Annotated in this window: 24 protein-coding genes; 9 read left to right on the top strand and 15 right to left on the bottom strand. The window is 71.7% G+C overall.

What is annotated here, in order from left to right; translation table 11 throughout:
* Nucleotides 1-65: 65 nt before the first annotated feature.
* The 3 genes from B0I32_RS25865 to B0I32_RS25875 all read left to right on the top strand — a co-directional run bounded on the left by B0I32_RS25865 (nucleotide 66) and on the right by B0I32_RS25875 (nucleotide 5041).
* A complete protein-coding gene (locus tag B0I32_RS25865; protein WP_106244080.1) occupies nucleotides 66-2948 on the top strand; it encodes an ATP-binding protein in 2883 nt (960 codons plus the stop codon).
* A gap of 160 nt (nucleotides 2949-3108) precedes the next feature.
* A complete protein-coding gene (locus tag B0I32_RS25870) occupies nucleotides 3109-4338 on the top strand; it encodes a MurT ligase domain-containing protein (RefSeq protein ID WP_106244082.1) in 1230 nt (409 codons plus the stop codon).
* On the top strand, nucleotides 4328-5041 hold the full coding sequence (locus B0I32_RS25875; protein ID WP_106244084.1) for a type 1 glutamine amidotransferase: 714 nt from the start codon (nucleotides 4328-4330) through the stop codon (nucleotides 5039-5041). The genes B0I32_RS25870 and B0I32_RS25875 overlap by 11 nt, the downstream gene beginning before the upstream one ends.
* A 122-nt stretch (nucleotides 5042-5163) precedes the next feature.
* Here the strand turns inward: B0I32_RS25875 and B0I32_RS25880 are convergent, their stop codons facing one another.
* Entirely contained in the window at nucleotides 5164-6093 is a 930-nt protein-coding gene (locus tag B0I32_RS25880) for a TetR/AcrR family transcriptional regulator (protein ID WP_106244087.1), read from the bottom strand.
* A 107-nt stretch (nucleotides 6094-6200) separates the two neighbouring features.
* Between B0I32_RS25880 and B0I32_RS25885 the strand changes: the two genes are divergently transcribed.
* The gene (locus B0I32_RS25885) at nucleotides 6201-7277 is read left to right on the top strand and encodes an FAD-dependent monooxygenase (protein WP_106244089.1); all 1077 of its coding nucleotides are present in this window, start codon (nucleotides 6201-6203) and stop codon (nucleotides 7275-7277) included.
* A gap of 28 nt (nucleotides 7278-7305) precedes the next feature.
* Entirely contained in the window at nucleotides 7306-8916 is a 1611-nt protein-coding gene (locus tag B0I32_RS25890; protein ID WP_106244092.1) for a DUF2207 domain-containing protein, read from the top strand.
* A gap of 30 nt (nucleotides 8917-8946) precedes the next feature.
* On the opposite strand, the gene B0I32_RS25895 is transcribed toward B0I32_RS25890, so the two are convergent.
* Nucleotides 8947-9855, bottom strand: coding sequence for an asparaginase (locus tag B0I32_RS25895; protein ID WP_106244095.1), 909 nt, complete (start codon nucleotides 9853-9855; stop codon nucleotides 8947-8949).
* Between the two features lie 60 nt (nucleotides 9856-9915).
* On the opposite strand from B0I32_RS25895, the gene dtd reads away from it, so the two are divergent.
* On the top strand, nucleotides 9916-10341 hold the full coding sequence (gene dtd, locus B0I32_RS25900; protein WP_106244096.1) for a D-aminoacyl-tRNA deacylase: 426 nt from the start codon (nucleotides 9916-9918) through the stop codon (nucleotides 10339-10341).
* A 20-nt stretch (nucleotides 10342-10361) separates the two neighbouring features.
* Here dtd and ygfZ read toward each other — a convergent pair whose 3' ends face one another.
* From ygfZ to B0I32_RS25920, 4 genes are all read right to left on the bottom strand, one after another.
* Entirely contained in the window at nucleotides 10362-11300 is a 939-nt protein-coding gene (gene ygfZ, locus B0I32_RS25905; RefSeq protein ID WP_106244099.1) for a CAF17-like 4Fe-4S cluster assembly/insertion protein YgfZ, read from the bottom strand.
* Between the two features lie 112 nt (nucleotides 11301-11412).
* Complete coding sequence (locus B0I32_RS25910; RefSeq protein ID WP_106244101.1) at nucleotides 11413-11826, bottom strand: Fur family transcriptional regulator; 414 nt, start codon at nucleotides 11824-11826, stop codon at nucleotides 11413-11415.
* A gap of 352 nt (nucleotides 11827-12178) precedes the next feature.
* Nucleotides 12179-12475, bottom strand: a complete 297-nt coding sequence (locus tag B0I32_RS25915) for a DUF2470 domain-containing protein (protein ID WP_106244103.1) — start codon at nucleotides 12473-12475, stop codon at nucleotides 12179-12181.
* Between the two features lie 6 nt (nucleotides 12476-12481).
* Nucleotides 12482-12970 (bottom strand): heme-binding beta-barrel domain-containing protein, encoded by a 489-nt coding sequence (locus B0I32_RS25920; RefSeq protein ID WP_106244105.1) that lies wholly within the window; start codon nucleotides 12968-12970, stop codon nucleotides 12482-12484.
* 43 nt (nucleotides 12971-13013) lie between these two features.
* Between B0I32_RS25920 and B0I32_RS25925 the strand changes: the two genes are divergently transcribed.
* Nucleotides 13014-13376: a DsrE family protein gene (locus tag B0I32_RS25925; RefSeq protein WP_106244108.1), complete on the top strand. Its 363-nt coding sequence runs from the start codon at nucleotides 13014-13016 to the stop codon at nucleotides 13374-13376.
* A 25-nt stretch (nucleotides 13377-13401) separates the two neighbouring features.
* Here the strand turns inward: B0I32_RS25925 and B0I32_RS25930 are convergent, their stop codons facing one another.
* Complete coding sequence (locus B0I32_RS25930) at nucleotides 13402-14136, bottom strand: alanyl-tRNA editing protein (protein ID WP_106244109.1); 735 nt, start codon at nucleotides 14134-14136, stop codon at nucleotides 13402-13404.
* A 28-nt stretch (nucleotides 14137-14164) separates the two neighbouring features.
* Here B0I32_RS25930 and B0I32_RS25935 point away from each other — a divergent pair, with 28 nt between their 5' ends.
* Nucleotides 14165-14800, top strand: coding sequence for an SGNH/GDSL hydrolase family protein (locus B0I32_RS25935; protein ID WP_146178322.1), 636 nt, complete (start codon nucleotides 14165-14167; stop codon nucleotides 14798-14800).
* Nucleotides 14801-14819: 19 nt separating this feature from the next.
* On the opposite strand, the gene B0I32_RS25940 is transcribed toward B0I32_RS25935, so the two are convergent.
* From B0I32_RS25940 to B0I32_RS25960, 5 genes are all read right to left on the bottom strand, one after another.
* Nucleotides 14820-15188, bottom strand: a complete 369-nt coding sequence (locus B0I32_RS25940; RefSeq protein WP_106244115.1) for a DUF2516 family protein — start codon at nucleotides 15186-15188, stop codon at nucleotides 14820-14822.
* A 118-nt stretch (nucleotides 15189-15306) separates the two neighbouring features.
* Nucleotides 15307-15735: a hypothetical protein gene (locus B0I32_RS25945; RefSeq protein WP_106244117.1), complete on the bottom strand. Its 429-nt coding sequence runs from the start codon at nucleotides 15733-15735 to the stop codon at nucleotides 15307-15309.
* Nucleotides 15736-15738: 3 nt separating this feature from the next.
* Nucleotides 15739-16230 (bottom strand): helix-turn-helix transcriptional regulator, encoded by a 492-nt coding sequence (locus B0I32_RS25950; RefSeq protein WP_106244120.1) that lies wholly within the window; start codon nucleotides 16228-16230, stop codon nucleotides 15739-15741.
* A 60-nt stretch (nucleotides 16231-16290) separates the two neighbouring features.
* A complete protein-coding gene (locus tag B0I32_RS25955) occupies nucleotides 16291-17196 on the bottom strand; it encodes a M56 family metallopeptidase (protein ID WP_106244122.1) in 906 nt (301 codons plus the stop codon).
* Nucleotides 17193-17549, bottom strand: a complete 357-nt coding sequence (locus B0I32_RS25960) for a BlaI/MecI/CopY family transcriptional regulator (protein ID WP_106244125.1) — start codon at nucleotides 17547-17549, stop codon at nucleotides 17193-17195. Before B0I32_RS25960 ends, B0I32_RS25955 begins: the two co-directional genes overlap by 4 nt.
* Nucleotides 17550-17621: 72 nt before the next feature.
* Here B0I32_RS25960 and B0I32_RS25965 point away from each other — a divergent pair, with 72 nt between their 5' ends.
* Nucleotides 17622-18125 carry an O-acetyl-ADP-ribose deacetylase gene (locus tag B0I32_RS25965; protein WP_106244128.1) on the top strand — a complete coding sequence of 168 codons (504 nt, stop codon included), beginning with the start codon at nucleotides 17622-17624 and terminating at the stop codon, nucleotides 18123-18125.
* A gap of 18 nt (nucleotides 18126-18143) precedes the next feature.
* Here the strand turns inward: B0I32_RS25965 and B0I32_RS25970 are convergent, their stop codons facing one another.
* The 3 genes from B0I32_RS25970 to B0I32_RS25980 all read right to left on the bottom strand — a co-directional run bounded on the left by B0I32_RS25970 (nucleotide 18144) and on the right by B0I32_RS25980 (nucleotide 22560).
* Nucleotides 18144-20900 carry an AbfB domain-containing protein gene (locus B0I32_RS25970; protein ID WP_106244129.1) on the bottom strand — a complete coding sequence of 919 codons (2757 nt, stop codon included), beginning with the start codon at nucleotides 20898-20900 and terminating at the stop codon, nucleotides 18144-18146.
* Between the two features lie 129 nt (nucleotides 20901-21029).
* A complete protein-coding gene (locus tag B0I32_RS25975; RefSeq protein WP_106244132.1) occupies nucleotides 21030-21824 on the bottom strand; it encodes a class I SAM-dependent methyltransferase in 795 nt (264 codons plus the stop codon).
* On the bottom strand, nucleotides 21817-22560 hold the full coding sequence (locus B0I32_RS25980; RefSeq protein WP_106244134.1) for an SDR family NAD(P)-dependent oxidoreductase: 744 nt from the start codon (nucleotides 22558-22560) through the stop codon (nucleotides 21817-21819). Before B0I32_RS25980 ends, B0I32_RS25975 begins: the two co-directional genes overlap by 8 nt.
* Nucleotides 22561-22575: the final 15 nt, after the last annotated feature.

Consider the following 22575-nt stretch of genomic DNA (forward strand, 5'->3'; position numbering starts at 1 on the left):
GGTATCGAATCCAATCGATCGCAGCACCCTCGCGAAGCTCGTCGGCAGAGTGGGACTTCGTCACCGTGCTTCCCGCGGTGCTGTCGGCGGCGCAGCGCGACCGGCCATTCGTCATCGGCTGGCTGTCGAGAGGATCGGGGGCGCCGCTCGAACTCATCACCAACGCCGGGCCGCTGTCGCCGCCGCGCCAGCCGCGCCGGGCCACCGACGCGCCCGGCCACCCGAGCGGGCCGCAGCCGCTGCTGTTCCCCGGCGGGGCGCGCGGCATGGAGCTCGACGAGGGCTATCTCGCCGACCTGGCCGACCTGGTGTGGGCGCCGTGCCCGGGACGGCAGGCGCCGCCGCTGGGCAGCAGGGGGCGCGAGTTCGATCCCGACGAGCTCAAGCGGCCGACGTTGTTCGAGTCGACGCTGGTCACGCTCATGTCGCGGCCCTTCGCCTGGCTCGTCGTCGCCGAGCCGACCGACCTGCTCGACGCCGAGGTGGCGCACCTGCGCACGCAGCTCAACGTGCTGCGCCAGTACGGCGACGCCTCGGAACGCTCCCGCTTCGACGCCGAGCGGGCCGAGCGGCGCATGCAGGAGCTGGACGCCTTCCGCGAGGCGGGCCTGTGGAACGTGCGCGTGCTGGCCGGCGGCGCCACCGCCGACGAGCTGCGCCAGATCGCACCCGTGCTCGTGGGGTCGGTCGAGATGAGCCATCACCCGTACCGGCTGCGCAGTTCGCACGGCGCCGCCTACGCGCTGACGGAGGCGCTGGCCGTCACCATGCAGGACCCGTCCGACGGGGCCGCCGCGCCGTTCGCCGCCACCGCCGGCGCGCTGGCCGCGCTGGCCGGGCTGCCCAGGCGGGAGGTGCCGGGCCTGCGCGTGCTGGAGTCCGGCTTCTTCGACGTCACCGCCGAGTCGAACGAGGGCGCCACCGGGGGAGAGCTGGAGCTGGGCGAGATCCTCGACGGCCAGGACCGGGGCGTGGGCACGTTCCGGGTGCCGCTGTCCACGCTCAACCGGCACGCGTTCGTCACGGGGGCGACCGGGTCGGGCAAGTCCCAGACCGTCCGGCACCTGCTGGAGCAGCTCAGCAGGGCCCGCATCCCGTGGCTGGCCATCGAGCCGGCCAAGTCCGAGTACGCCGCCATGGCCGGCCGCGTCGACGACCCCGTCACCGTGATCAACCCGTCGGCCCCCGACGGCGTGCCGTTCAGCGTCAACCCGCTCGAACCCGAGCCCGGCTACCCCGTCCAGGCGCACATCGACATGGTCAGGGCGCTGTTCATGGCCGCGTTCGACGCCGAGGAGCCGTTCCCGCAGATCATGTCGCTGGCCCTGCAGCGCGTCTACGAGGCCACCGGCTGGGACGTGGTCACCGGCGGCGCCGTGCCGGGCTCCAGCGTCCCGCCCAGCGTGCCCACGCTCGAACAGCTCCAGCAGCACGCCATGGACGTCATCAAGGAGATCGGGTACGGCCGCGAGGTGCAGGCCGACGTCGAGGGCTTCATCTCGCTGCGCCTGCGCTCGCTGCGGGTGGGCTCGGCCGGGCGCTTCTTCGAGGGCGGCCACCCCGCCGACATCGGCGGCCTGCTGGAACGCGACGTCGTGCTGGCCATCGAGGACGTGGCCAACGACGAGGACAAGGCGTTCCTCATGGGCACGCTGATCATCAGGATCGTGGAGCACCTGCGCATGCGGGCCAGGCGCGAGCGCAGCCCCGAGCTGCGTCACGTCATCGTGATCGAGGAGGCGCACCGCCTGCTGCGCGACCGCGGCCACGGCCGGGCCTCCACCCACGCCGTGGAGCTGCTGGCCGGCCTGCTCGCGGAGATCAGGGCGTACGGCGAGGGCATCGTGGTGGCCGAGCAGATCCCCACCAAGCTCATCTCCGACGTGGTCAAGAACACCGCGCTGAAGGTCGTGCACCGGCTGCCCGCCGAGGACGACAGGTCGCTCGTCGGGGGCGCGATGAACCTGAGCGAGGAGCAGTCCCGCCACGTGGTCTCCCTCCAGCCGGGCTCGGCCGCGGTGTTCGCCGACGGCATGGACCGGCCGCTGCGCGTGCGCGTGCCGCTGGGGGAGTCCAGGGAGAAGGTGCTGCCGGGGCCGCCGCCGCCCATCCGCGGGCGCAGGTCGGCCGCCTGCGGGGCGCAGTGCCGTACCGGGCAGGCGTGCACGCTGGTGGAGCTGCGCGAGGCCGACGTGCTCGCCGACGCCCCCGACTGGGCCTGGCTGCGCATCTGGTGCGACACGGTGGTGCTGGCCTTCGTCAGCAACCGGCCGCTGCCAGGAGTGCCGCGGGCCCTGTCGGCCGCCTGGGCCGACCTGCCGGCGCGGCGCAGGGAGTGCCTGCTCGCCACCCTCGTCGAACGCTCGGTGCAGCGGCGCGCCTGGTCGCTGCGGAGCTGGTTCGACCCGGCACTGCTGACGGAGAAGGCGGCCGAGACCGCCACTCGCCTGCTGTCCGCCCTCGACGGCGGCGGCGAGCGCCCCGGAGCGTCGTGGGTCATCCCGCAGGTGCGCTGGCTGCACGAGGTGGACCGGCTCTTCCCGTACGGGCAGCCGGCCCCGAACCTGCGCAGCCCCGCACCGCCCATGGAGTACGCCCTGTTCCGCCCGCCGAACGGCAACGGCTCAGGCGACCTGATCCACGCCGAGCTGCTCGGCCACCGGGCCAAGGCGCTGCGCCACCATCCGCTGTCGATGGAGGTGGAGCACAACCGGGCACTGGCCTGGCGGGTCATCCTCGGTGACGACGAGGCCGAGGGCGTGCAGCGCGACATCGTCACTGTTGCCATCGGCGTCGAGGCGTCGGCCAGGATCAGGCACGTGGGGCAGACGATGGGGGCCGGGTGGCTGGAAGGGGTGCTGTCGTGGCCGCGCAGGTTCGTGCTGCCGTTCGAGCAGGGCGGCGCTCCGGAGATCGCCTTCGCCGAGCCCGCCCCCTCCCCGGCCTGACCGCCGCCCGCTGCCCGCCGCCGCCCGCGACCCCGGCCCGCCGCACGGACCGCGCGCGAGCGCGGAGCGGTCCGTGCGAGCCGCGGGCTTGCTAGCCGGCGGGCTGCGTTTTGCTGTGCTTCTCCAGAGTTGGGGCCAACGACGACTAGGATCCATGCACATGACCCAGCTTCCTCTGCGGGCCCAGCTCGCCAGCGCCCTGGGCCGCAGTGCCGCCACGCTGTCCAGGATGACCGGGCGTGGTGACGGCTCGGTGATCGGCGGGCGGGTCGGCCTGATGCTCGAGCCCGACCTCCTGCGCCAGCTCGCCAGAGATCGCAAGCTGGCTCTCGTCAGTGCGACCAACGGCAAGACCACCACGACCAGGTTGATCACCTCGGCGCTGCTAGAGCTCGGTGAGGTGGCCACCAACGTCTTCGGGGCCAACATGCCGGCCGGCCACGTCTCCGCGCTCTCCCAGCACAAGCGGGCCCCCTACGGCGTGCTGGAGGTGGACGAGAAATACCTGCCGGAGGTGCTCGACACCACCGGCGCGAGCGTCGTCTGCCTGATGAACCTCAGCCGCGACCAGATGGACCGCGCCGCCGAGATCTGGCTGCTGGCGCAGAAGTGGCGCAGGGCGCTGTCCGGCAAGCCGACCCACGTGATCGCCAACTGCGACGACCCGCTCGTCACCTGGGGCGCCTCGACGGCCGCCAAGGTGACCTGGGTCGCCGGTGGGCAGCGCTGGAAGGAGGACTCCTGGTGCTGCCCCGAGTGCGGCGGCCCGCTCGACCGCAAGGACGCCGACTGGGCGTGCAGGGAGTGCACGTTCCACCGGCCGGAGCCGCAGTGGGCGGTCGACGACGACGCGGCGATCGACCCCCAGGGGCAGCGCTGGCTGCTCGACATCCAGCTGCCCGGCCAGGCCAACCGCTCCAACGCGGTGATGGCGCTGGCGGTGGCCGACGCGTTCGGGCTGCCGGTGGAGCGGGCGCTGCCCAGGCTGCGCGAGGTCACCTCGGTGGCCGGCCGCTACACCACCGTCGAGCGTGACGGCCGGCACGCGCGGCTGCTGCTGGCCAAGAACCCGGCGGGCTGGCTGGAGGCGTTCGACGTCGCCGACCCGCAGTTCCCGATCATCCTGTCGGTCAACGCGCAGGGCCCCGACGGCCGCGACACCTCGTGGTTGTGGGACGTCGACTACCGCATCCTGCGCGGGCGGCCCGTCTTCATCACCGGTCAGCGCCGGCTCGACATGGCGCTCCGGCTCGACGTGGCCGACGTGCCGTTCACGCTGTGCGGCACGTTCTCGGAGGCGCTGGCCATGCAGCCGCCCGGCCGGGTCGACGTGATCGCCAACTACACCGCCTTCCAGGACATCCGAACGGAGTTCGGCCGTGCCGTCTGACAGTGCCCTTCGCATCGTCTGGATCTACCCCGACCTGCTGAGCACCTACGGTGACCAGGGCAACGTCCTGGTCCTTGAGCAGCGGGCGCAGCGCAGGGGCATCGAGACCGAGACGATCCACGTACGCTCGGCCGACCCCGTTCCCGAGACCGGCGACATCTACCTGATCGGCGGTGGCGAGGACCGGCCGCAGATCCTGGCCGCCGAGCGCCTGCGCAGGGACGGCGGCCTGCACCGGGCCATCGCGCGCGGGGCGGCCATGCTGGCCGTGTGCGCCGGCTACCAGATCATGGGCAGCACGTTCGGCGGCGAGGAGGGTCAGCCGGTCGACGGCATCGGCCTGCTCGACATCGCCAGCGCCCGCGGTCCCGCGCGGGCCGTGGGCGAGCTGGTGGCCGAGGTGGACGCCGCGCTCAACCTGCCCACGCTGACCGGCTTCGAGAACCACATGGGCGTCACCAGCCTCGGCCCCGGCGTCAAGCCGCTGTCGCGGACGATCAAGGGCGTGGGCAACGGCGACGGGTTCGAGGGCTGCTACGCGGGTCACGTGGTGGGCACCTACCTGCACGGGCCCGCGCTGGCCCGCAACCCGGCGCTGGCGGACCTGCTGCTGTCGTGGCGGGCCGGGGAGCTGGCCCCGCTCGACGACTCCCGCTACGAGGCCCTGCGCCAGGAACGGCTCGCGACCGTCCTGCAAGGCTGACCCAGCCGCCTGGGGCGGCGCCACGTCCGTTCTCGTGGCGCCGGCCCGGTCGGCGTCAGCGTCTGTTTGTGCGCGGCCCGGTCGGCGTCAGCGTCCGTCCTTGTGGCGCGGCCCGGCGGGCGTCAACGCCTGTTCCCGCCTCGGCCGTGTTCGATCATCGGGGTGAGCCCGTCGAGCAGCGCGCCGAGGCCGAACTCGAAGAGCCGGTCGAGGTCGAGGTCGAACTCGCCCAGATCGTCCAGGAGCTGGACGAAGGCCGGATAGTTCCGCGACTCGCCGATCCAGCGCAGCTCGTCGCCCTGCTCGTCCATCCACTCGTCGGCGGTGACCCCGGTGGCGGCCTGGGCCCGCCGCTCCTTCTCGATGTTGGCGGCGACGCCCTGCACGTAGCCGTAGAGCGTGATCTGCACGTACATCCTGGTCTCGGCGTCGAGCCCGCTGCCCGCCAGCGCCCGCATGGCCCACTCCGTGTGCCGGAGGAGGGCGGGTGAGGGCACCGGCCGGGTGATGGAGCTCAGCCCGGCCATCCACGGGTGGGCGCGGTAGGCGGCCCACTGCAGCCGGGCGATCGTCTCCAGGCCGGTCCGCCAGTCGTCCGGCTGCCCGCCGGGCAGCGCGAACTCCGCGATCCCCGCGTCCACCATGAGCACGACCAGGTCGTCCTTGCCGCCCACGTGCCGGTAGAGGGACATGGTGGCCACCCCGAGCCGGTCGGCGAGCGCGCGCATGGTCAGCTCCGCCAGGCCGTCCGCGTCGGCGAGCTCGACGGCCGCGCGGACCACGCGCTGCCGGGTCAGGTCGTGCTCGGAGGAGGCCGCCGGCCTGGCCTTCTGGCCGCGGCCCCGCGCCACCACGGTGCCGACGCGCGGCTCGGCCACCACCACGCCCTCCCTGGCCAGCAGCGTGAGCGCCTTGGCGGCGGTGGCCAGGGCGACGTTCCAGTCGCGGGCCAGCTGCCTGGTCGAGGGCACCCGGTCGCCGGGGCGCAGTCTGCCCTCGGCGACGCGCCGCTTGATGTCGGCCGCGATCCGGGCGTGGGGCGGGGTGGTCATGCGATCCTCCTGTACTAGTACAGATCCTCTCACTATAGCCTTGTTGCCTCCTGTATGTACTGCGTACAGTCAGTTCTGCGTACAACGTCAACAGCTTGGAGCGGATCATGAAGGTTCTCGTGTCAGGGGCGAGCGTCGGCGGGCCCGTGCTGGCGTACTGGTTGCGCGAGCACGGCCACGACGTCACTGTCGTCGAGCGCGCGCCCGCCCCGCGCAAGGGCGGCCAGGCCGTCGACATCAGGGGCGCCGCGCTCACCGTGGCCGCGCGCATGGGCGTGCTGGAGCGGATCAGGGCGCGGCGCACGACCATGCGGGGCATGTCCATGGTGGACACCGCCGGCAACGAGCTCATGCGCGACGAGGAGAGCACGCTGAGCGGCGGCCGCTTCGACAGCCCCGACGTCGAGATCATGCGCGACGACCTCGTCGCGATCCTCATCGGCGCCTCCGACGCCCGCTACCTCTACGGCGACTCGATCGCCACGCTGGACGAGGACGGCGAGGTGACGTTCGAGAGCGGCCGCCGCGAACGCTACGACCGCGTCATCGGCGCCGACGGGCTGCACTCCAACGTGCGCGGGCTCGCCTTCGGCCCTGAGCGGCAGTTCGTGCACCACCTCGGCACCTACGTCTCCATCTACACCGCGAGCAACTTCCTCGGCCTGGACCACTGGCAGACCTGGTTCAACGAGGGCGAGGCCGGCGGCGCGCTGTTCAGCGACCGCGACCCGGGCGAGATGCGGGTCAACCTGGGCTTCAGGTCCGGCGCGATCGACTACGACCACCGCGACGTCGAGGGGCAGAAGCGGCTCGTCCAGGAGCACTGCAGCGGGGTCTTCGAGGCCGAGCGGCTGCTGAAGGCGATGTGGCAGTCCGACGACTTCTACTTCGACGCCATGGCCCAGGTCAGGATGGAGCACTGGACGAAGGGGCGGGTCGCGCTGGTGGGCGACGCGGGCTACTGCCCCTCGCCGCTGTCGGGGCAGGGCACGAGCCTGGCCATGGTGGGGGCGTACGTGCTGGCGGAGGAGCTCGTTCGCGACCCGCGTACGGCGTACGCGCGCTACGAGGAGCGGATGCGCCCGTTCGTCGCGGCGAACCAGGCGCTCGCCCACGAGAACCCGGGCCAGGGCGCCGCTCCGGAGAGCGTCCAGCGGGCGGCGACCAGCATCAAGCTGGACTGACCAGTCCGAACCGCTACGATTTGCCGCCATGACGGGTATCAGACTCACGTTGGCCGCCCTGGCGGCCACCGCTCTGACGTTGACCACAGCCCCCGCCGCCCTGGCAGCGGAGGCCGGGATCACGGACGAGGTGACGATGACCCTCGGCAAGGACGGGACCCTGCACGTGGTCGAGAAGATCACCGGGGCTTCGGGCGGGCTCAAACGGACGTTCATCACCAGGACGCGGTACGACGACGCCAACGACCGCCTCTACCGGATCTCCAACGTCAAGGGCGGCACCCTCAGCGGCGACGTGCTCACCGTGACGGGCGAGACCGTCGAGTACGACGTCAAGGGAGCGGTGACCACGTCGGGCGGTGTCGAGGAGCTGCGCTGGTTCGCCGTGAACGGCTGGAACCAGCAGGTCGCCAAGGCCACGGTCAAGGTGAGCGGCCCCGGGCAGGTGCAGAACCTGTCCTGCTTCGCCGGCGAGCTCACCTCCGCCATCGGCTGCACCTCGGCCTCCATGGACCACTCGGCCACCCAGGCGGACTTCGAGCAGGACGCGATCCCGGCCGGCCAGGCCCTCACCGTCGTCGTCGGCTATCCGAAGGGCTCGAGCAGCGGTCAGCCGATCCTGGACAAGCGCTTCTCCCTGGCCGCCGCCTTCACGCTCGACACCGTCACCGGCGGCGCGCTGGTCGGCCTGCTGGTCCTGCTGCTCGGCGGCATCGCGCTGATCTACTGGACGCGCGGCCGGGACGCCAGGGTCGCCGGGCACGAGGGCGGCGCGGTCGATCCGGTGCAGGGCGGTCACTTCTCCCCGCCCGACGGCGTCCGGCCCGGCCAGATCGGCACCCTGGTCGACGAGCAGGCCGACGTGGTCGACGTGACCGCCACCATCGTCGACCTCGCGGTCCGCGGTTACCTGCGCATCGACGAGCAGCCCCGGCAAACGTACGACGCCCCGGACTGGATGCTGGTCAGGAACCCGAACGCGCCCGTGGGCGACCTGCTGCCGTACGAGAAGGCGCTCTACGACGCCATCTTCGACGGGCGCGACGCGGTGCTGCTGTCGCAGCTGTCCGGCTCGTTCGCCAGCCACCTGGGCAAGGTGCGCGACGCGCTCTACGCCGACGTGGTCAAGCAGGGCTGGTTCGCCCGCCGCCCCGACACCGAGCGCACCCGGTGGACCACGATCGGCGTGGTGCTCATCGGCGTCGGGCTGCTCGCCACGGCGGCGCTGGCCTGGCTCACCACGTACGGGCTGCTCGGCCTGGCCGTGGTCATCGCGGGCGGCGCGCTGGCCGTCGGCGGCCAGTACATGCCGGCCAAGACCGCCAAGGGCTCGGCGGCACTGGCGCACACGATGGGCTTTCGCCAGTACCTGTTCTCCGGCGAGCTGGGCGAGGTGCCCGAGCAGCACCGGGTCGAGCTGTTCTCCCGCTACCTGCCCTACGCCGTGATCTTCGACGGGGTCGAGCACTGGGCGCGGGTGGTGGCCTCCGTCACCGGCAACGGCCACCAGACCGACAACCTGTACTGGTATCACGGGCCGGCGGAGTGGGACCTGTCCAAGTTCGCCGGATCGATGCGCACGTTCACCACGACGACCTCGGGCGCCATCTCCGCCACCCGCCAGTTCCGCACCCTCTAGGACCGCCGGTTCCGCGCTCTGTGAAGGGCCCTAGCGGATCCTGAGCTCCCCGACGGGCCGCCCGCCGCCGAGGACCGGCGGAGCGGCCAGCTCGGCCAGTTCGGGCGCGTCCAGGCCGAGCGAGCGCAGCGCCGCCACCGTTGCGGGCACGCGGGCGCGCCCCGAGCCGTCCTCCACCTTGACCGTGCCCGCGCGCCCGTCCTCGAACACGAACGCCTCGAACCCCTCGGCGCCCGTCTTCAGCATCAGGCCGGGCAGGGCCCGCATCAGCCTGGCCTCCGCCCGGTCGGTGCCCGACGTCCACTCGGGGTGGGCGCGCATAGCGTCGAGGATCTTGCGCTCGTACGAGTCCTCCGACGACTGCGCGAACGCCCTGAACGCCCTGGTCACCCCGAGCATCGAGACGAAGAACAGCGGCGCGCCGCACCCGTCGACCCCGGAGGCCGCGACGCGTTCGCCGGTGAACTCCTCCACGGTCGCGCGGATCGCCCGCTGCAGCGGGTGCGCCGGCTCCAGGTACGTGCTCAGCGGCCAGTCGTTCAGCACACAGGTGGCCAGCATCGCGGAGTGCTTGCCCGAGCAGTTCATCCACACGCGCCCGTGCTCGGTGGACGCGCGGTCGAACGGATAGTCCTCAGGACAGAGCAGCGCCTCCTCCGCCAGCCCCGCGCCCGCCAGGATCTTCCGCACGCCGTCCACGTGGAAGGGCTCGCCGGAGTGGGAGCCGCAGGCCAGCGCCAGCAGCTCGCCCTCCAGGTCCAGCCCCGCGCGGAGCATGCCGAGCGCCTGCAGCGGCTTCATCGACGACCGCGGGGAGATCGGCACGTGCACCGCGCCCCTCGTCTCGACCGGGCGCCCCTGGGCGTCCACCGTCAGCACGCGCACCTGATGCGTGGACTCCACGAACCCGGATCGGACGACTTCAACGATCATCGACATGTCACATCCCCTTTCGGCATGAGTTTAGGGACTGTTCTTCCTGGTCCAGAATGGGATCCCATGCGAGCAGTCGTACAACGGGTCAGTTCCGCGTCGGTCGAGGTCGAGGGGCGCACGGTCGGGGCCGTCACCGAGCCCGGCCTGCTCGTCCTCGTGGGCGTCACACACGGCGACACCCACGCCGAGGCCGCGAAACTCGCCGCCAAGCTGTGGGGCCTGCGCATCCTGCACGGTGAGAAGTCCTGCTCGGACGTCTCGGCGCCGCTCCTGGTGATCAGCCAGTTCACCCTGTACGGCGACGCCCGCAAGGGCCGCCGGCCCACCTGGCAGGCGGCCGCTCCTGGCCCCGTCGCCGAGCCGCTGGTCGAGGCCGTGGTGGAGGAGTTGCGGGCGCTGGGCGCGCACGTGGAGACCGGGATCTTCGGCGCCGACATGAAGGTGTCCCTGGTCAACGACGGCCCGATCACCCTGACCCTGGAGCTCTGACCCCGCCTTGGGGCGGCCGGTCAGCGGATGCGGCGGCGCAGCGACGGGTCGATGCTCACGTTGCGGCCCGCGTCCGGCGGCACCACGACCTCCTGGGCCGCGGCCACCCCACCGGCCAGCAGCGGCGCGTCCACCGGCACCGTCCGCTTGATCACGGCCAGCGCGATCGGGCCGAGCTCGTGGTGCCGGGCGGCCGAGCCGACCACGCCGACCTCCTGGCTCTCGAAGATGACCGGCGCGCCGTGCGGCGGCAGGGTGTCCACGCTGCCGTCGAGGTGCAGGAAGACCAGGCGGCGCGGCGGATGCCCCAGGTTGTGCACCCGCGCCACCGTCTCCTGCCCCCGGTAGCACCCCTTGCTGAGGTGCACCGCCGCACCGATCCAGGCCACCTCGTGGGGGATCGTCTTGTGGTCGGTCTCGAAGCCGAGCCGCGGCCGGTGCGCCTCGATCCGCAACGCCTCGTACGCCCACAGCCCGGCCAGCGGCTTGCCCAGGTGCTCGGCCAGCTCGGCCCGCGGCACCAGGAAGTCCTCGTCGGCCGTGGACAGCACCGCCAGGTCGTCGACCAGGGTGACCTCGACGCGCAGCATGAACCGCATCCGGTCGAGGTAGTCGGCCAGGCTCTGGCCGGTGCCCGGCTCGACGTGGGCGAGGATGCTCTCGCCGTCGTCCACGAGCGTCATATGGTGCTGGACGCGGCCCTGGAGGTCGAGGTCGAGCGTCTGGGTCCATTCGCCGGGACGCAGCGAGTCGAGCTTCTGCGAGGTCAGGTCGTTGAGCCATTTCAGCCGGTCGGCGCCGGAGATCCGGATCACCTCGCGGTTGCTGCGGTCGACGACCGCCTCTCCCTTGGCCAGGGCGCGCTGCTCGGCGAACAGGTCGCCGTAGTGCGCCGCCACATCGGAGTCCGGAGCGTCTGCCTGGACGGCGCCGGGGAGGTCGAGCAGAGGGCTACGCATGCCCTCCAGGCTATCCGCAGTCGCGCACGCGCAAGAAAGGGGGCGCGTCCGCCCGGCACCCGGTTCGTTCGGGTGTCCGGCTCAGCGCGGGAGCGCCGCCGCGCGGAGGCGGTCAGCGGCAGTTGCGACAGCGGCCGAAGACGGTCAGGTGGTGCACGTCGGCGGCGAACCCCATCTCCGCGTCCAGCCCGTTGACCAGACCCTCGGCCATCTCCGGCCGCACCTCGGACACCTCGCCGCACCCCCGGCAGACCAGATGGACGTGGTCGGCCTCGGCCGCCAGGTGATAGGTCGGCGCGCCGTGCCCGAGATGGGTGTGGGTGACCATGCCGAGCTCTTCGAGCAGCTCAAGCGTGCGGTAGACGGTCGAGATGTTGACCCCGCGGGCCGTCTCGCGGACCTTGACACAGATTTCCTCGGGCGTGGCGTGCTCCAGGTCCTTGACCGCCTCAAGGACGAGCTGGCGCTGTGGGGTGACCCGGTAGCCCTTGGCGCGGAGTTCCTCATGCCACTGCGTCTCGGTCATGCCCCGAGTGTAGGCGCAGGGATCCAGGGGCGGCGAAGTCCGGCCGCATGCCCCGGAGGATATTGACTTGCCCCGTTCGCGGCATTCCGCATAGCTTCGTTGGTACGCGGAAAGGAGGTGGTCCGAATAATGGTTAGTCATAGACGGATCAGCGAGGTGGTTGTCCGCTGACCTCGCGGACTGTTGTCTCGTGACGGTACAGCGAATCCGAGGCAACCACCGGGGCCCCTGGCAGCCGGAGGGCGGGACGCCGTCCCGACCTTGGTCCATCCGGCCCGCCCGCACCGCGGGCGGAGTGATGCCCGGGGCCCTTCTCATCTCCTCGATCAGTACGCGCCTCCAGCAGGCGCCGTCAGTGCTCGCCGCGGGCCGGCAGGCCGAGCCGGCCGCACGCCTCCCGGTAGAGCGTCACCACGGCCTTGCGCACCTGCGCCCGCTCGGTGAGCGTCGCACCCCAGGGCACCCGTACGAGCTCCCCGCCGTCGATCGTGAACGTGATCGCCTCGGCGTCCACGTCACTCGTCACGGCGCTCGTCGCCTCGGGCCGCCCGCCCATCCCGCGCACGATGATCAGTGAGTCGCCGGCGTGGTCGTCGTTCATGTGGCGCTTGATCGCCTCGACGGCGTCAGCGGTGAAGGGGGTGCTCACGCTCGCTCAGGCCACTTTCTTCAGCTCGGCCGACATGTGGTCCGTGAGCGGATGGCCGACCGCCGCCATCTCGTACGCCCACATGAGGTTGCCGTTGACCAGGCCGTAGAGCCGGTGACCCGCGCTGTACTCCTTGGCCGTGGCGGTGCGCGCCACCACGTCGGTGCGCAGCTCGATCTTGTGGAAGACGACCTCGCCGATGTAGATCTCGACGATCCCGGTCGGGTGCGAGAGCACGACCTCGATCTGCCGCTCGGGCAGGGCCCGCCAGTAGCCCGACTCCGTCGCCAGCGGCCTGACCCGGTTGCCGTCGTCGTCGAGCAGCCAGGTGCGGCTGACGTAGGTCAGGAACGGCTTCCCGTTGTGCCCGAACTCGATCTCCTGGCCGAAGTTGAAGCTCTCGATCGTGGGATAGCCGCCCACTCCGGCGCCCTCCCACCGGCCGAGCAGGAACGAGATCGGCTCCAAGGCCGGGTGCACCTCAGGTTCTTCCATGGTCCCCAAGAGTAGTGGGGGGCGGCGCGTTAGGGTGGCGGGCATGGCACGATCACTGGTGATCAAGGTTACCGCCGGAGCCGACGCCCCCGAGCGCTGCAACCAGGCGTTCACGGTCGCGGCGGCGGCGCTGGCGAGCGGCGTCCCCGTGTCCCTGTGGCTGACGGGGGAGTCGTCGTGGTTCGCGCTGCCGGGGCGGGCCAAGGAGTTCGTCCTGCCGCACGCCGCGCCGCTGCCCGACCTGCTCGACGCCGTCCTCGCGGCCGGCCGGGTGACGCTGTGCACCCAGTGCGCGGCGCGCAGGAACATCACCGTGGACGACGTCATCGAGGGGGTCCGCATCGCGGGCGCGCCCGCGTTCGTGGAGGAAGCGGTCGCCGACGGCGCCCAGGCCCTGGTCTACTGACCCGCCCCCAGATGCGGGGTGGCGGTCAGTCGGAGATCTGGATGCGCAGGCGGCGGAAGCCGCGGCCCTTGCTCTCGATCTTGGCGACCTTGATGTGCCCGATCTGCTTGGTCGAGGCCACGTGGGTGCCGCCGTCGGCCTGGGTGTCCAGGCCCACGATGTCGACGATGCGCACGTCCTGGACGCTCTCCGGCACCAGGTTGGTCGCGGTGCGGATGATGTCGGGGATGGCGAACGCCTCCGGCCGGGGCAGCACCTTCACGTCGATGCGGCGGTCGGCCACGATCTCGGCGTTGCAGGCGTCCTCGACGGCCTCCTTGAACCCCGGCGGCACCTCGGGCAGGTTGAAGTCCATCCGCGCGCTCAGCTCGTCCATGTTGCCGCCGGTGACCAGGCAGCCGTAGTCCCTGAACACGACCCCGCACAGCACGTGCAGGCCCGAGTGCGTGCGCATGAGGGCCGAGCGGCGCGCGTCGGCCACCGCGGCCTCGACCACGGTGCCGGCCGGCGGGATCGGGTCGCCGTCGGCCGGGATCAGGTAGAGGTCGTCGCCCTTGCGCACCCCCACGATCCGGGTCTCGACACCCTGCCAGACCAGAACTCCGTGATCCGCCGGCTGGCCGCCCCCGCCCGGATAGAATGCCGACCTGCTCAGCACGATCCCTTCGGGCGTCGCGTCCAGCACGACGGCTTCGAAGTCACGCAGATTCTGGTCGGACAGTTCCAATCGTCGCGTGCGTCCGTGGAGATCGGTGCTCATATCGGCAGCCTAGTGCCCTGAGGTGGTCATGCGTGGCCTGACGAACCGACTCTCGCTGCTCCTCGCGGTGCTGGCGGTGCCGTCCTGCGCGGCGGTCCAGCGCGCCGAGCCCGGCCCGCCGGCGGCGAAGGTGATGATGTTCGTGGGCGACAGCTTCACGGTCGGCTCGGGCCCGGTGTCGGCCTGGCGCACGTACGCGTCCGCGACCGCCCGCCTGCTGGGCCGGCAGCCGATCATCGCGGGCGCGAGCGGCACCGGCTACTGCAACGAGGGCAGGGTGGGCCGCACGTTCCAGCGCTCGTTCGAGGAGGAGCTGTCCTGGCGCCCGGCTCCCGACCTGCTGATCGTCTCGGGCGGCCACAACGACCGGCGCTGCGGCGCCGAGCAGGCGCGCCAGGCCGCCGGGCGGTTGCTGGGGAAGGTGCGCGCGACGTGGCCGCGGACCGAGATCGTCATGATCGGCCCCATCTGGCTGAGCGAGCCGCCCAGGAAGGCGTACGGGATCCGCGACGCCCTGGCGGCGGCGGCCAGAACGTGGAACGTTCCATTCCTCGATCCGCTGGGCCGGCGCTGGTCTCCGGGGGAGGTCCTGCCCGACGGCGTGCACCCCACGCTCGCCGGGCACGAGAGCCTGGCCGCCTGGCTGGCGGCCGAGCTGAGGTGAACGGTGCGCCCTGCCGGGGTTACCAGGGCCCGTACGGGCCGCTGTTGCCGCCGCGGCCGCCCATGCCCTTGACGGCGGGCTTGACGTCGACGATGTAGATCGTGGCCGCGATGACCGCCGCGATCGAGAAGATGCCGAGGCCGATGCCGAGGAACGCCTGCCCGCCGACCCGCATGAAGGCGTCGAAGTAGGACAGCGCCCCGGCCGCCGAGAACAGCGTGGCGAGACCCAGGATCAGCAGCCACAGGTTCTTCTTCAGCTTGCCCGCCGAGAGGAAGGCGTTGGTCGGCACCCGCACCGCGTGCACGAACGCGTAGACCGACATGCCCAGGATGACTACGGCGAGCACCAGGAAGAGGAGGTTGAAGACCCCGTAGATCATGTTCATGTGTTCGTCTCCGCCCAACGCCGATGGATCGGATTCAGCCTAATAGGCGGCCCCGTCGCGCGGGCACCCCTGAACGGAAAGGCCCGCCTCCGCTTCGGAGACGGGCCGGTGGGCCTGGTCAGGCCTGGGTGGTCTTCGTGGTCTTGGTGGTGCGGGTCTTCTTGACCGGCTCGATCGGCTCGGCGACGGGCGGCTCGGCGGCCACCGACACCTCTTCCAGCTCCAGCGCGGCCTCGCCGGTGGTCTTGCTGACGACCTGACGGCCGCGGGTGGCGAAGTCCTCGTAGACCTCGGTGGCCTTGTGGGAGAGCTGGTCGGCGTACTCGCGCGCCTTCTCGGGGAACTCCCTGGCGATGCCCTCGGCCTTGTCGGCGTACTCGCGGGCCTTGACCGGCAGGTCCTTGGCCAGCTCCGTGCGGCGAGACTGCAGCTTCAGCAGCTGCTCGGGCAGCTCGCGCAGCTTCTCGACCGCGTAGTCGCCGACGCCGGCGACCGCGTAGAACGGCTTGGACTCGGTGAGCTTCTTGACCTCGGTGGCGAGCGTCATGGGTTAACCTTCCTTGGTTTCCTGGGTGACGTTGCCGTTGCGTGAGGTCGCCGCGTAGGGCTCAAGTGCGGCGAGAAACTCCTCGGGCAGCGGCGCGTCGTCCTCGTCGGAGTCGTGCCGGGGATGAGCATTCTGGGAGGTCTGCTCGTCTTCGGCGCGTCTCTCCTTGAGGAACGACTCGTAGATGTCGATCAGCACCTGGCGTTGCCGTTCGCTGAGATTCGCGTCGGCCCGGATCGCGGTGATCACATCGCTCGGCGGCTCGCGGTCCTCGATGAGGCCCGCCTGCACGTAGAGCGCCTGTGAGGAGATGCGCAGTCCTTTGGCGATCTGGTTGAGAATCTCCGCGCTCGGTTTGCGCAGCCCCCGCTCGATCTGGCTCAGGTAGGGGTTGGAGACCCCGGCAGCCGCGGCCAGCTGGCGCAGCGAGATCTTCGCCTGCTGCCGCTGATCACGGATGTATTCACCGATCGAGCCGACCTTGGGTAGTGCCATGCCTGTAGTCTGCCTCGCGCTGCTTGCAATTGCAAACGCGGTGATTAACTCCAGCAAGCATTACAGCTGGAAGAGCCACAGCAGCGGCGTGCTGGTGACCAAACTCACAGACAGGGCGATGAAGCCGTAGCGCACCGACGCGGACAGCTCGGGATCGGGCTTGACCAGGCGATTCACCCTGGCCATGACGTTGTGGGCCTGGACGCCCAGCATGCCGTTGGGGGTCGGCATGGCGCCCGCCGTGCCGAATCTGAGCAGCGCCGTCGCCAGCCTGCGCGGCGAGCAGTAGCGGCGGGCCCGGTCGTCGGCGGCCATCTCGATGAGCAGCTCCACCTGCGCCTGGGCGTCGGCCACCACCTTCGACCAGGGCATCGCCCGGCGCAGCGCGGCGAAGGGCAGCAGCACCAGGTCGTGCCGCTCGCGTACGTGCGCCGCCTCGTGCGCGAGGACCGCCGCCAGCTCGTCCTCCGACAGCAGCTTGAGCGCGCCCTCGCTGACCACGACCTGCGAGCGCAGCCCCGGCACGCAGTAGGCGGCGGCGCTGGGATGGGCCAGCACCCGCACGCCCGGCACGCCCGGGTCGTCGTGGGAGATCAGCGTGAGCAGCATGCGGTGCCGGCGGCGGGCCCGCAGCGCCTGGACGCCCGCGGTGAGCAGCACCACGATCAGCACCGCGAGCGCGGTGAGCCCCGCGATCAGGGCCAGCACGTGCAGCGGGTCCCACGCCCGCGCGGGCGCCCACCCGTGCGCGAACGCGATGAGCCCCGGCAGGGCGCCGACCTCGTAGGGCTGGACCGCGTAGGCGAGCATGGCCCCGGTGGTGGCCAGGCCCCACGACACGCCGAGCGACTGCCAGAGGATGATCGCCAGCCGCGGGGCCCGCGAGGTCCACCGGGCCGTGGTGAAACGCCAGGAGCCGACCGCGCACGCCGTGGCGAGCGCTGCCAGCACCGCTGCCGTGATCACTCGTCCTCCAGCTCCGTAAGGGCTCTGCGCAGGATCTCCGCCTCTGGGTCCGACACTGCCTGGGCGAAGCGGGTCAGGGCGGCCGAGCGGTCGCCCGTCAGGTCCAAGGCTTCCAGCATAAGCTCGGCGATGTACGCGTCGCGGCTTTCGGCCGGCTGATATCTCCACGCGCGCCCGTCGCGGGTGCGTTCGAGGAAGCCCTTGCGGGTGAGCCGGTCGAGGACGGTCATGACCGTGGTGGGGGCCAGGTCGCGGTCGGCGATCAGTTTGCCGACCTCGCGGGCGGTCAGCGCGCCGCTCTCCGCCCAGAGGATGTCCATGATGCTGCGTTCAAGCTCGCCAAGACCCTTCACACCATTCAGAGTAGCTCTACAACGCGTCGAGCTGGCATCCGGGTGGCGCGGCTTCGTGAAAGTGTCGGAGCCATGAAGCTCACGCTGGTCCGAGGCGACATCACCGAGCAGGCCGTGGACGCGGTGGTCAACGCCGCCAACTCCTCCCTCCTCGGCGGGGGCGGCGTCGACGGCGCCATCCACCGCCGCGGCGGGCCGGAGATCCTGGCCGAGTGCAGGAAACTGCGCGCGAGCCGGTACGGCCGCGGCCTGCCGACGGGCCAGGCCGTGGCGACCACGGCCGGCCGGCTGCCCGCCCGCTGGGTGATCCACACGGTCGGGCCCGTGCACTCCGCCTCGGAGGACCGCTCGGAGCTGCTCGCCTCCTGCTACCGGGAGTCGCTGCGGGTGGCCGGCACCCTGGAGGCCGCCTCGGTGGCCTTCCCCGCGATCTCGACCGGCATTTTCGGCTGGCCGATGGACGACGCCGCCCGGATCGCCGTGGAGACTGTCCGGGGGTCGGAGACGTCGGTGGAGGAGGTCAGGTTCGTGCTGTTCGACGAGGCGGCGTACGCCGCGTTCGGGGCGCGCCTCTGAGCGCGCCCCGAACTCACGTCACGGCGCCCACGGGGGCGCGACCGCCCAGGTGACGTCCTGGTCGTAGCTCACCGCGTTGTCGAAGGCGTGCGGGCCGCCCGGCACCGCGATGTGCACGGCCTCGGCGTAGTGACGCACCGCGTGGCCGGCGATGTTGTACGACGCCAGCGTCACGCCCGTGCCCCCGGCCCTGGGCGGCTGGGCGCAGAAGGTGGCGTCCTGGTCGAACAGCGCCGTCCCGTCACGCGCGTCCTTGCGTACCCGGAAGTCGGCGTGCCGCAGGTAGTGCCCGGCGAAGTTGCGCGACTCGAACGAGTAGCAGCTCCCGTCGGCCAGCCCCCGCCGCACGTAGAACGTGGCGTCCTCCTTGAGCACCTGCGCGCTGCCCGCGGTCACCACGTCGGTGCGCGCGAGCGCGTCCTGGTGACGCAGGTACCGGTCGGTGAACCCCGGCGTCGTCACCCGGAGCGACTGCGCCGCCCCGATGGTCAGGTCGGCCCCGCTGCGCCACCAGGGCGTCGCGGGCAGCCAGGTGACGTCGGCGGCGAACGACGCGGCGCTGTCCCAGGCGTTCGGCCCGCCGCTGCGCGCCACGTAGACCGCCTCGGAGAAGTGGCGCAGGAAGTGTCCTGGCAGGTTGCGCGACTCCAGCGACACGCCGGTTCCCGACTGCGCGGGCCGGACGCAGAACGTGGCGTCCTGGTCGAACAGCGCCGTCCCGTCGCGGGCGTCGGCGCGCACCCGGAAGCCGGAGTGACGCAGGAACCGGCCGGGCAGGTTGCGCGACTCGAACGACACGCACGCGTTGTCGGCCAGCCCGGCCCGCACCCGGAACGTGGCGTCCAGCTTGAGCCCGTCCGCGCTCGCGGCGTTCACCACGTCCGTGCGGGCCAGGTCGTTCTGGTGGCGCAGGAAGCGGTCGGTGTAGCCGGGGGTGGTGACGCGGAGCGAGGTGAGCCCGCCCGTCACCAGGCCGGTGGCGGACTGGATGACCGAGCGGTTGACCGCGCGGACGCGGTCGGCGTTCGGCTTCAGCACCCGGCGGTCGTACGTCCACAGGCCGTTGACCTCGTTCTCCACGTCTGTCGGCTGGGTGTAGATCGAGGCAGACAGCCCGTTGTCGGTGATCAGCGGCTTGAGCTGCTCGTTGATCGAGACGTAGCGGTCGGTCAGCGCCGCCGGGTTCGCGGTCATCTCGTACGCGAAGCCGGTGCCCGGCCACTGGTTGCCCGGGCTGAGCAGGCCGAGGCCGCCGAACTCGCCGAGCACGGCCACCCGGCTCGCGCTGGGTCGCTGCGGCGTCCCCGGGCCCACGTAGATGTGGTCGTCCACCACGTCGCCGTTGCCGCCGTCGAAGCCGCAGCAGTTGGAGCCGGAGTTGTTGTTCACCAGACGGCTCGGGTCCCAGCTCTTGACCAGGTCGGCGATGCGGGCGGGGTCATACTCGCCCCAGCCCTCGTTGAACGGCACCCACTGCACGATCGAGGTGATCCCGCGCAGATGGTCGATCATGCGGCGCAGCTCGCTCTCGAAATTGGCGCGATCGGCCGTGGAGGGGGTGACGCCGGCGCGCATCGAGGGCATGTCCTGCCAGACCATCAGGCCGAGCCGGTCGGCCCAGTAGTACCAGCGGGCGGGCTCGACCTTGACGTGCTTGCGCACGGTGTTGAAGCCGAGCGCCTTCTGCTGTTCCAGGTCGAAGCGCAGGGCCGCGTCGGTGGGGGCGGTGGAGATGCCGTCGGGCCAGTAGCCCTGGTCGAGGGTGCCGAGCTGGTAGAGGAACCTGCCGTTGAGCGTCGGGCGCAGCACGCCGCCGACGACGGCCTTCCCCACCGACCTCATCCCGAAATATCCGGACACGGTGTCGCCGCCGCCGGTGCCGGTCAGCGTGACCCTGAGGTCGTACAGGAAGGGATCGTCGGGCGTCCACAGCCGGGCGTTCGGCACCGGCACCCGCAGGTGCGCCCCGATCGCGCCGGTCGCGCTGCCGACCACGGTGCCGCCACTCGTGCCGCCGGTCATGACCTCGGCCCGCACCTGCTGGCCCGAGGCTCCGGCCGCCTGCACCACCAGGTCGAGCTGCCCCGCGGCCACGTCGGGCACGGTGTCCAGCCGGGTGATGCTCGCCGCGTCGACCGGCTCCATCCACACCGTCTGCCAGATGCCGGAGTGGGCGGTGTAGAAGATGCCGCCCGGGGCGCGGCGCTGCTTGCCGATCGGGGCGCCCGCGCCGTCGACCGGGGCGTACACGCCGACGATGAGCTCGTTGACGCCCGCCCGCAGGGCCGGGGTGATGTCGAAGCCGAACGGGTCGTAGCCGCCGGTGTGGGCGCCGACCGAGGTGCCGTTCACCCACACCCGGCTCTCCCAGCTCACCGCGCCGAAGTTGAGCCGCACGCGGCGGCCCGACCAGGCGGCGGGCACGGTGAAGGTCCTGCGGTACCACATGCGGTCCTCGTGCCGCTGGACGCGCGACAGCCCCGACTCGATCGGGTACGGCACCAGCACCTGCCCGGCGAGGTTCTGCCCGGTCGGCGGGGTGGTGATGGAGCCGGTTGCGGCGAACTGCCACAGGCCGTTGAGGTTCTGCCACTCGGGGCGGACGAGCTGGGGCCGCGGATACTCCGGCAACGTGTTGTCCGGGCTCACCTCGGCGGTCCATGGGGTGGTCAGCGGAGGCGCCGCCAGCGCCTCCTGCACGGGTAAGGCGACGACTGCTCCTGAGAGGACCAGCACCGCGGTGAGGCGGCGGGCCCAGCCTGAGAATCTGCTCATCTCGGCTCCTTGACGAGGACCGGTGCTGACTCCCCCCGACAGGTTGCGACCGAACTTGAACGAGTTAGATCGCACCGTGACCATATACCGAAGATCACCTGTGCGAAATAGACCATTTACTGGGATTTGTCAGGCGCGTGGATCGACCGCCGACCAGGGGAGCGTCAGCTCGCCCAGTCGCCACCGCGCCACGCCGCCCAGCGGCGGCCGCATCGGCACCGGCCAGGAGGCGGACAGGGCCTGGATCGCGGCCAGCCACCGCTGCCGCCGTCCATGGGCCCCATAGGGAGCGCTGACCGCCCAGGCCCGATCGAAGTCGCTCAGGAACGCATGAATCCGCTCACCCGGCACGTTCCGGTGGATGAGCGTCTTGGGCAGCCGGTCGGCCAGATCGGACGGCCGCTCGAACGCCTCGAACCGGGCCGAGAACGTGATCGTCCGCGGCCCTCCGGCCGTCAGCCCCGCCCAGACCGCCCGCCGCCCGTTCTCCGACGAGGTGCCCTCGACCAGGACGCCGCCGGGGGCCAGCCGCCCGGTCAGCGCGTCCCAGTACCGCCAGGCCTCCTCCTCGCCGTACTGGCGCAGCACGTTGAAGGCGCGCACCAGCGTCGGCGGGCGCGGGACCGGCAGTTCGAAGCCGCCCAGCCGGAAGCTCAGCCCCTCCCGCTCGTACGGCTTCGCCACCGCCACCCGGGCCGGATCGATCTCGATCCCCACGACCTCCACCCCCGGCACCACCCGGCGCAACCGGGTGAACAGCTCCAGCGTCGTCGTGTGCGACGCGCCGTAGCCGAGGTCGACCACGAGCGGCCGCCCGGCCGAGCGCAGCAGCGGGCCGTGCACGGCCGCGATCCAGCGGTCGCAGCGCCGCAGCCGGTTGTAGCCGGTCGTCCCCCGGGTGATCGCCCCGACGGGCTTAGCCACCGACCCGGTGCACCTTGTGCTGCGCCGCCTGCGCCCGCGGGCGGATGACCATGCGGTCGACGTTCACGTGGGCGGGCCTGGTCACCGCCCAGGCGATGGCGTCGGCCACGTCGTCGGAGCTCAGCGGGTCGGGCACGCCGGCGTACACGCGGGCGGCGGCCGCCTCGTCGCCCCTGAAGCGGGTGACCGCGAAGCCCTCGGTCTTGACCATGCCCGGCGCGATCTCGACGATCCGCACCGGCTGACCGACGAGTTCGAGGCGGAGGGTCTCGGCCATCGTGCGCAGGGCGTGCTTGGCCGCGACGTATCCGCCGCCGCCCTCGTACGCGTCGAACGCCGCCGTGGAGGTGAGCATGACCAGCACCCCGTCACCCGACTCCACCAGCCGGGGCAGCAGCGCCTGGGTCACGCGCAGGGAGCCCAGCACGTTGACGTCGTACATGTGCCGCCAGTCCTCCAGCCGGCCCTCGGCCACCGGTTCGAGGCCGTAGGCGCCGCCGGCGTTGTTGACCAGCACGTCGCAGCGCTCCAGCGAGGCGGCCAGCGCGTCCACCGACTCCTGCGCGGTCACGTCGAGCGTCACCGGCCTGATCGAGGGTGTCTCCGCGGCCAGTTTGTCCAGGCGGTCGCGGCGGCGCGCCCCCGCCACCACGTCGAAGCCCTCGGCGGCCAGCCGCCGCGCGGTCGCCTCTCCGATCCCGCTGCTCGCACCGGTCACCACAGCCGTCTTCCGCATGCACCACATCCTGCC

This window comes from Nonomuraea fuscirosea (genome assembly GCF_003001935.1).
Classification (GTDB): domain Bacteria; phylum Actinomycetota; class Actinomycetes; order Streptosporangiales; family Streptosporangiaceae; genus Nonomuraea; species Nonomuraea fuscirosea.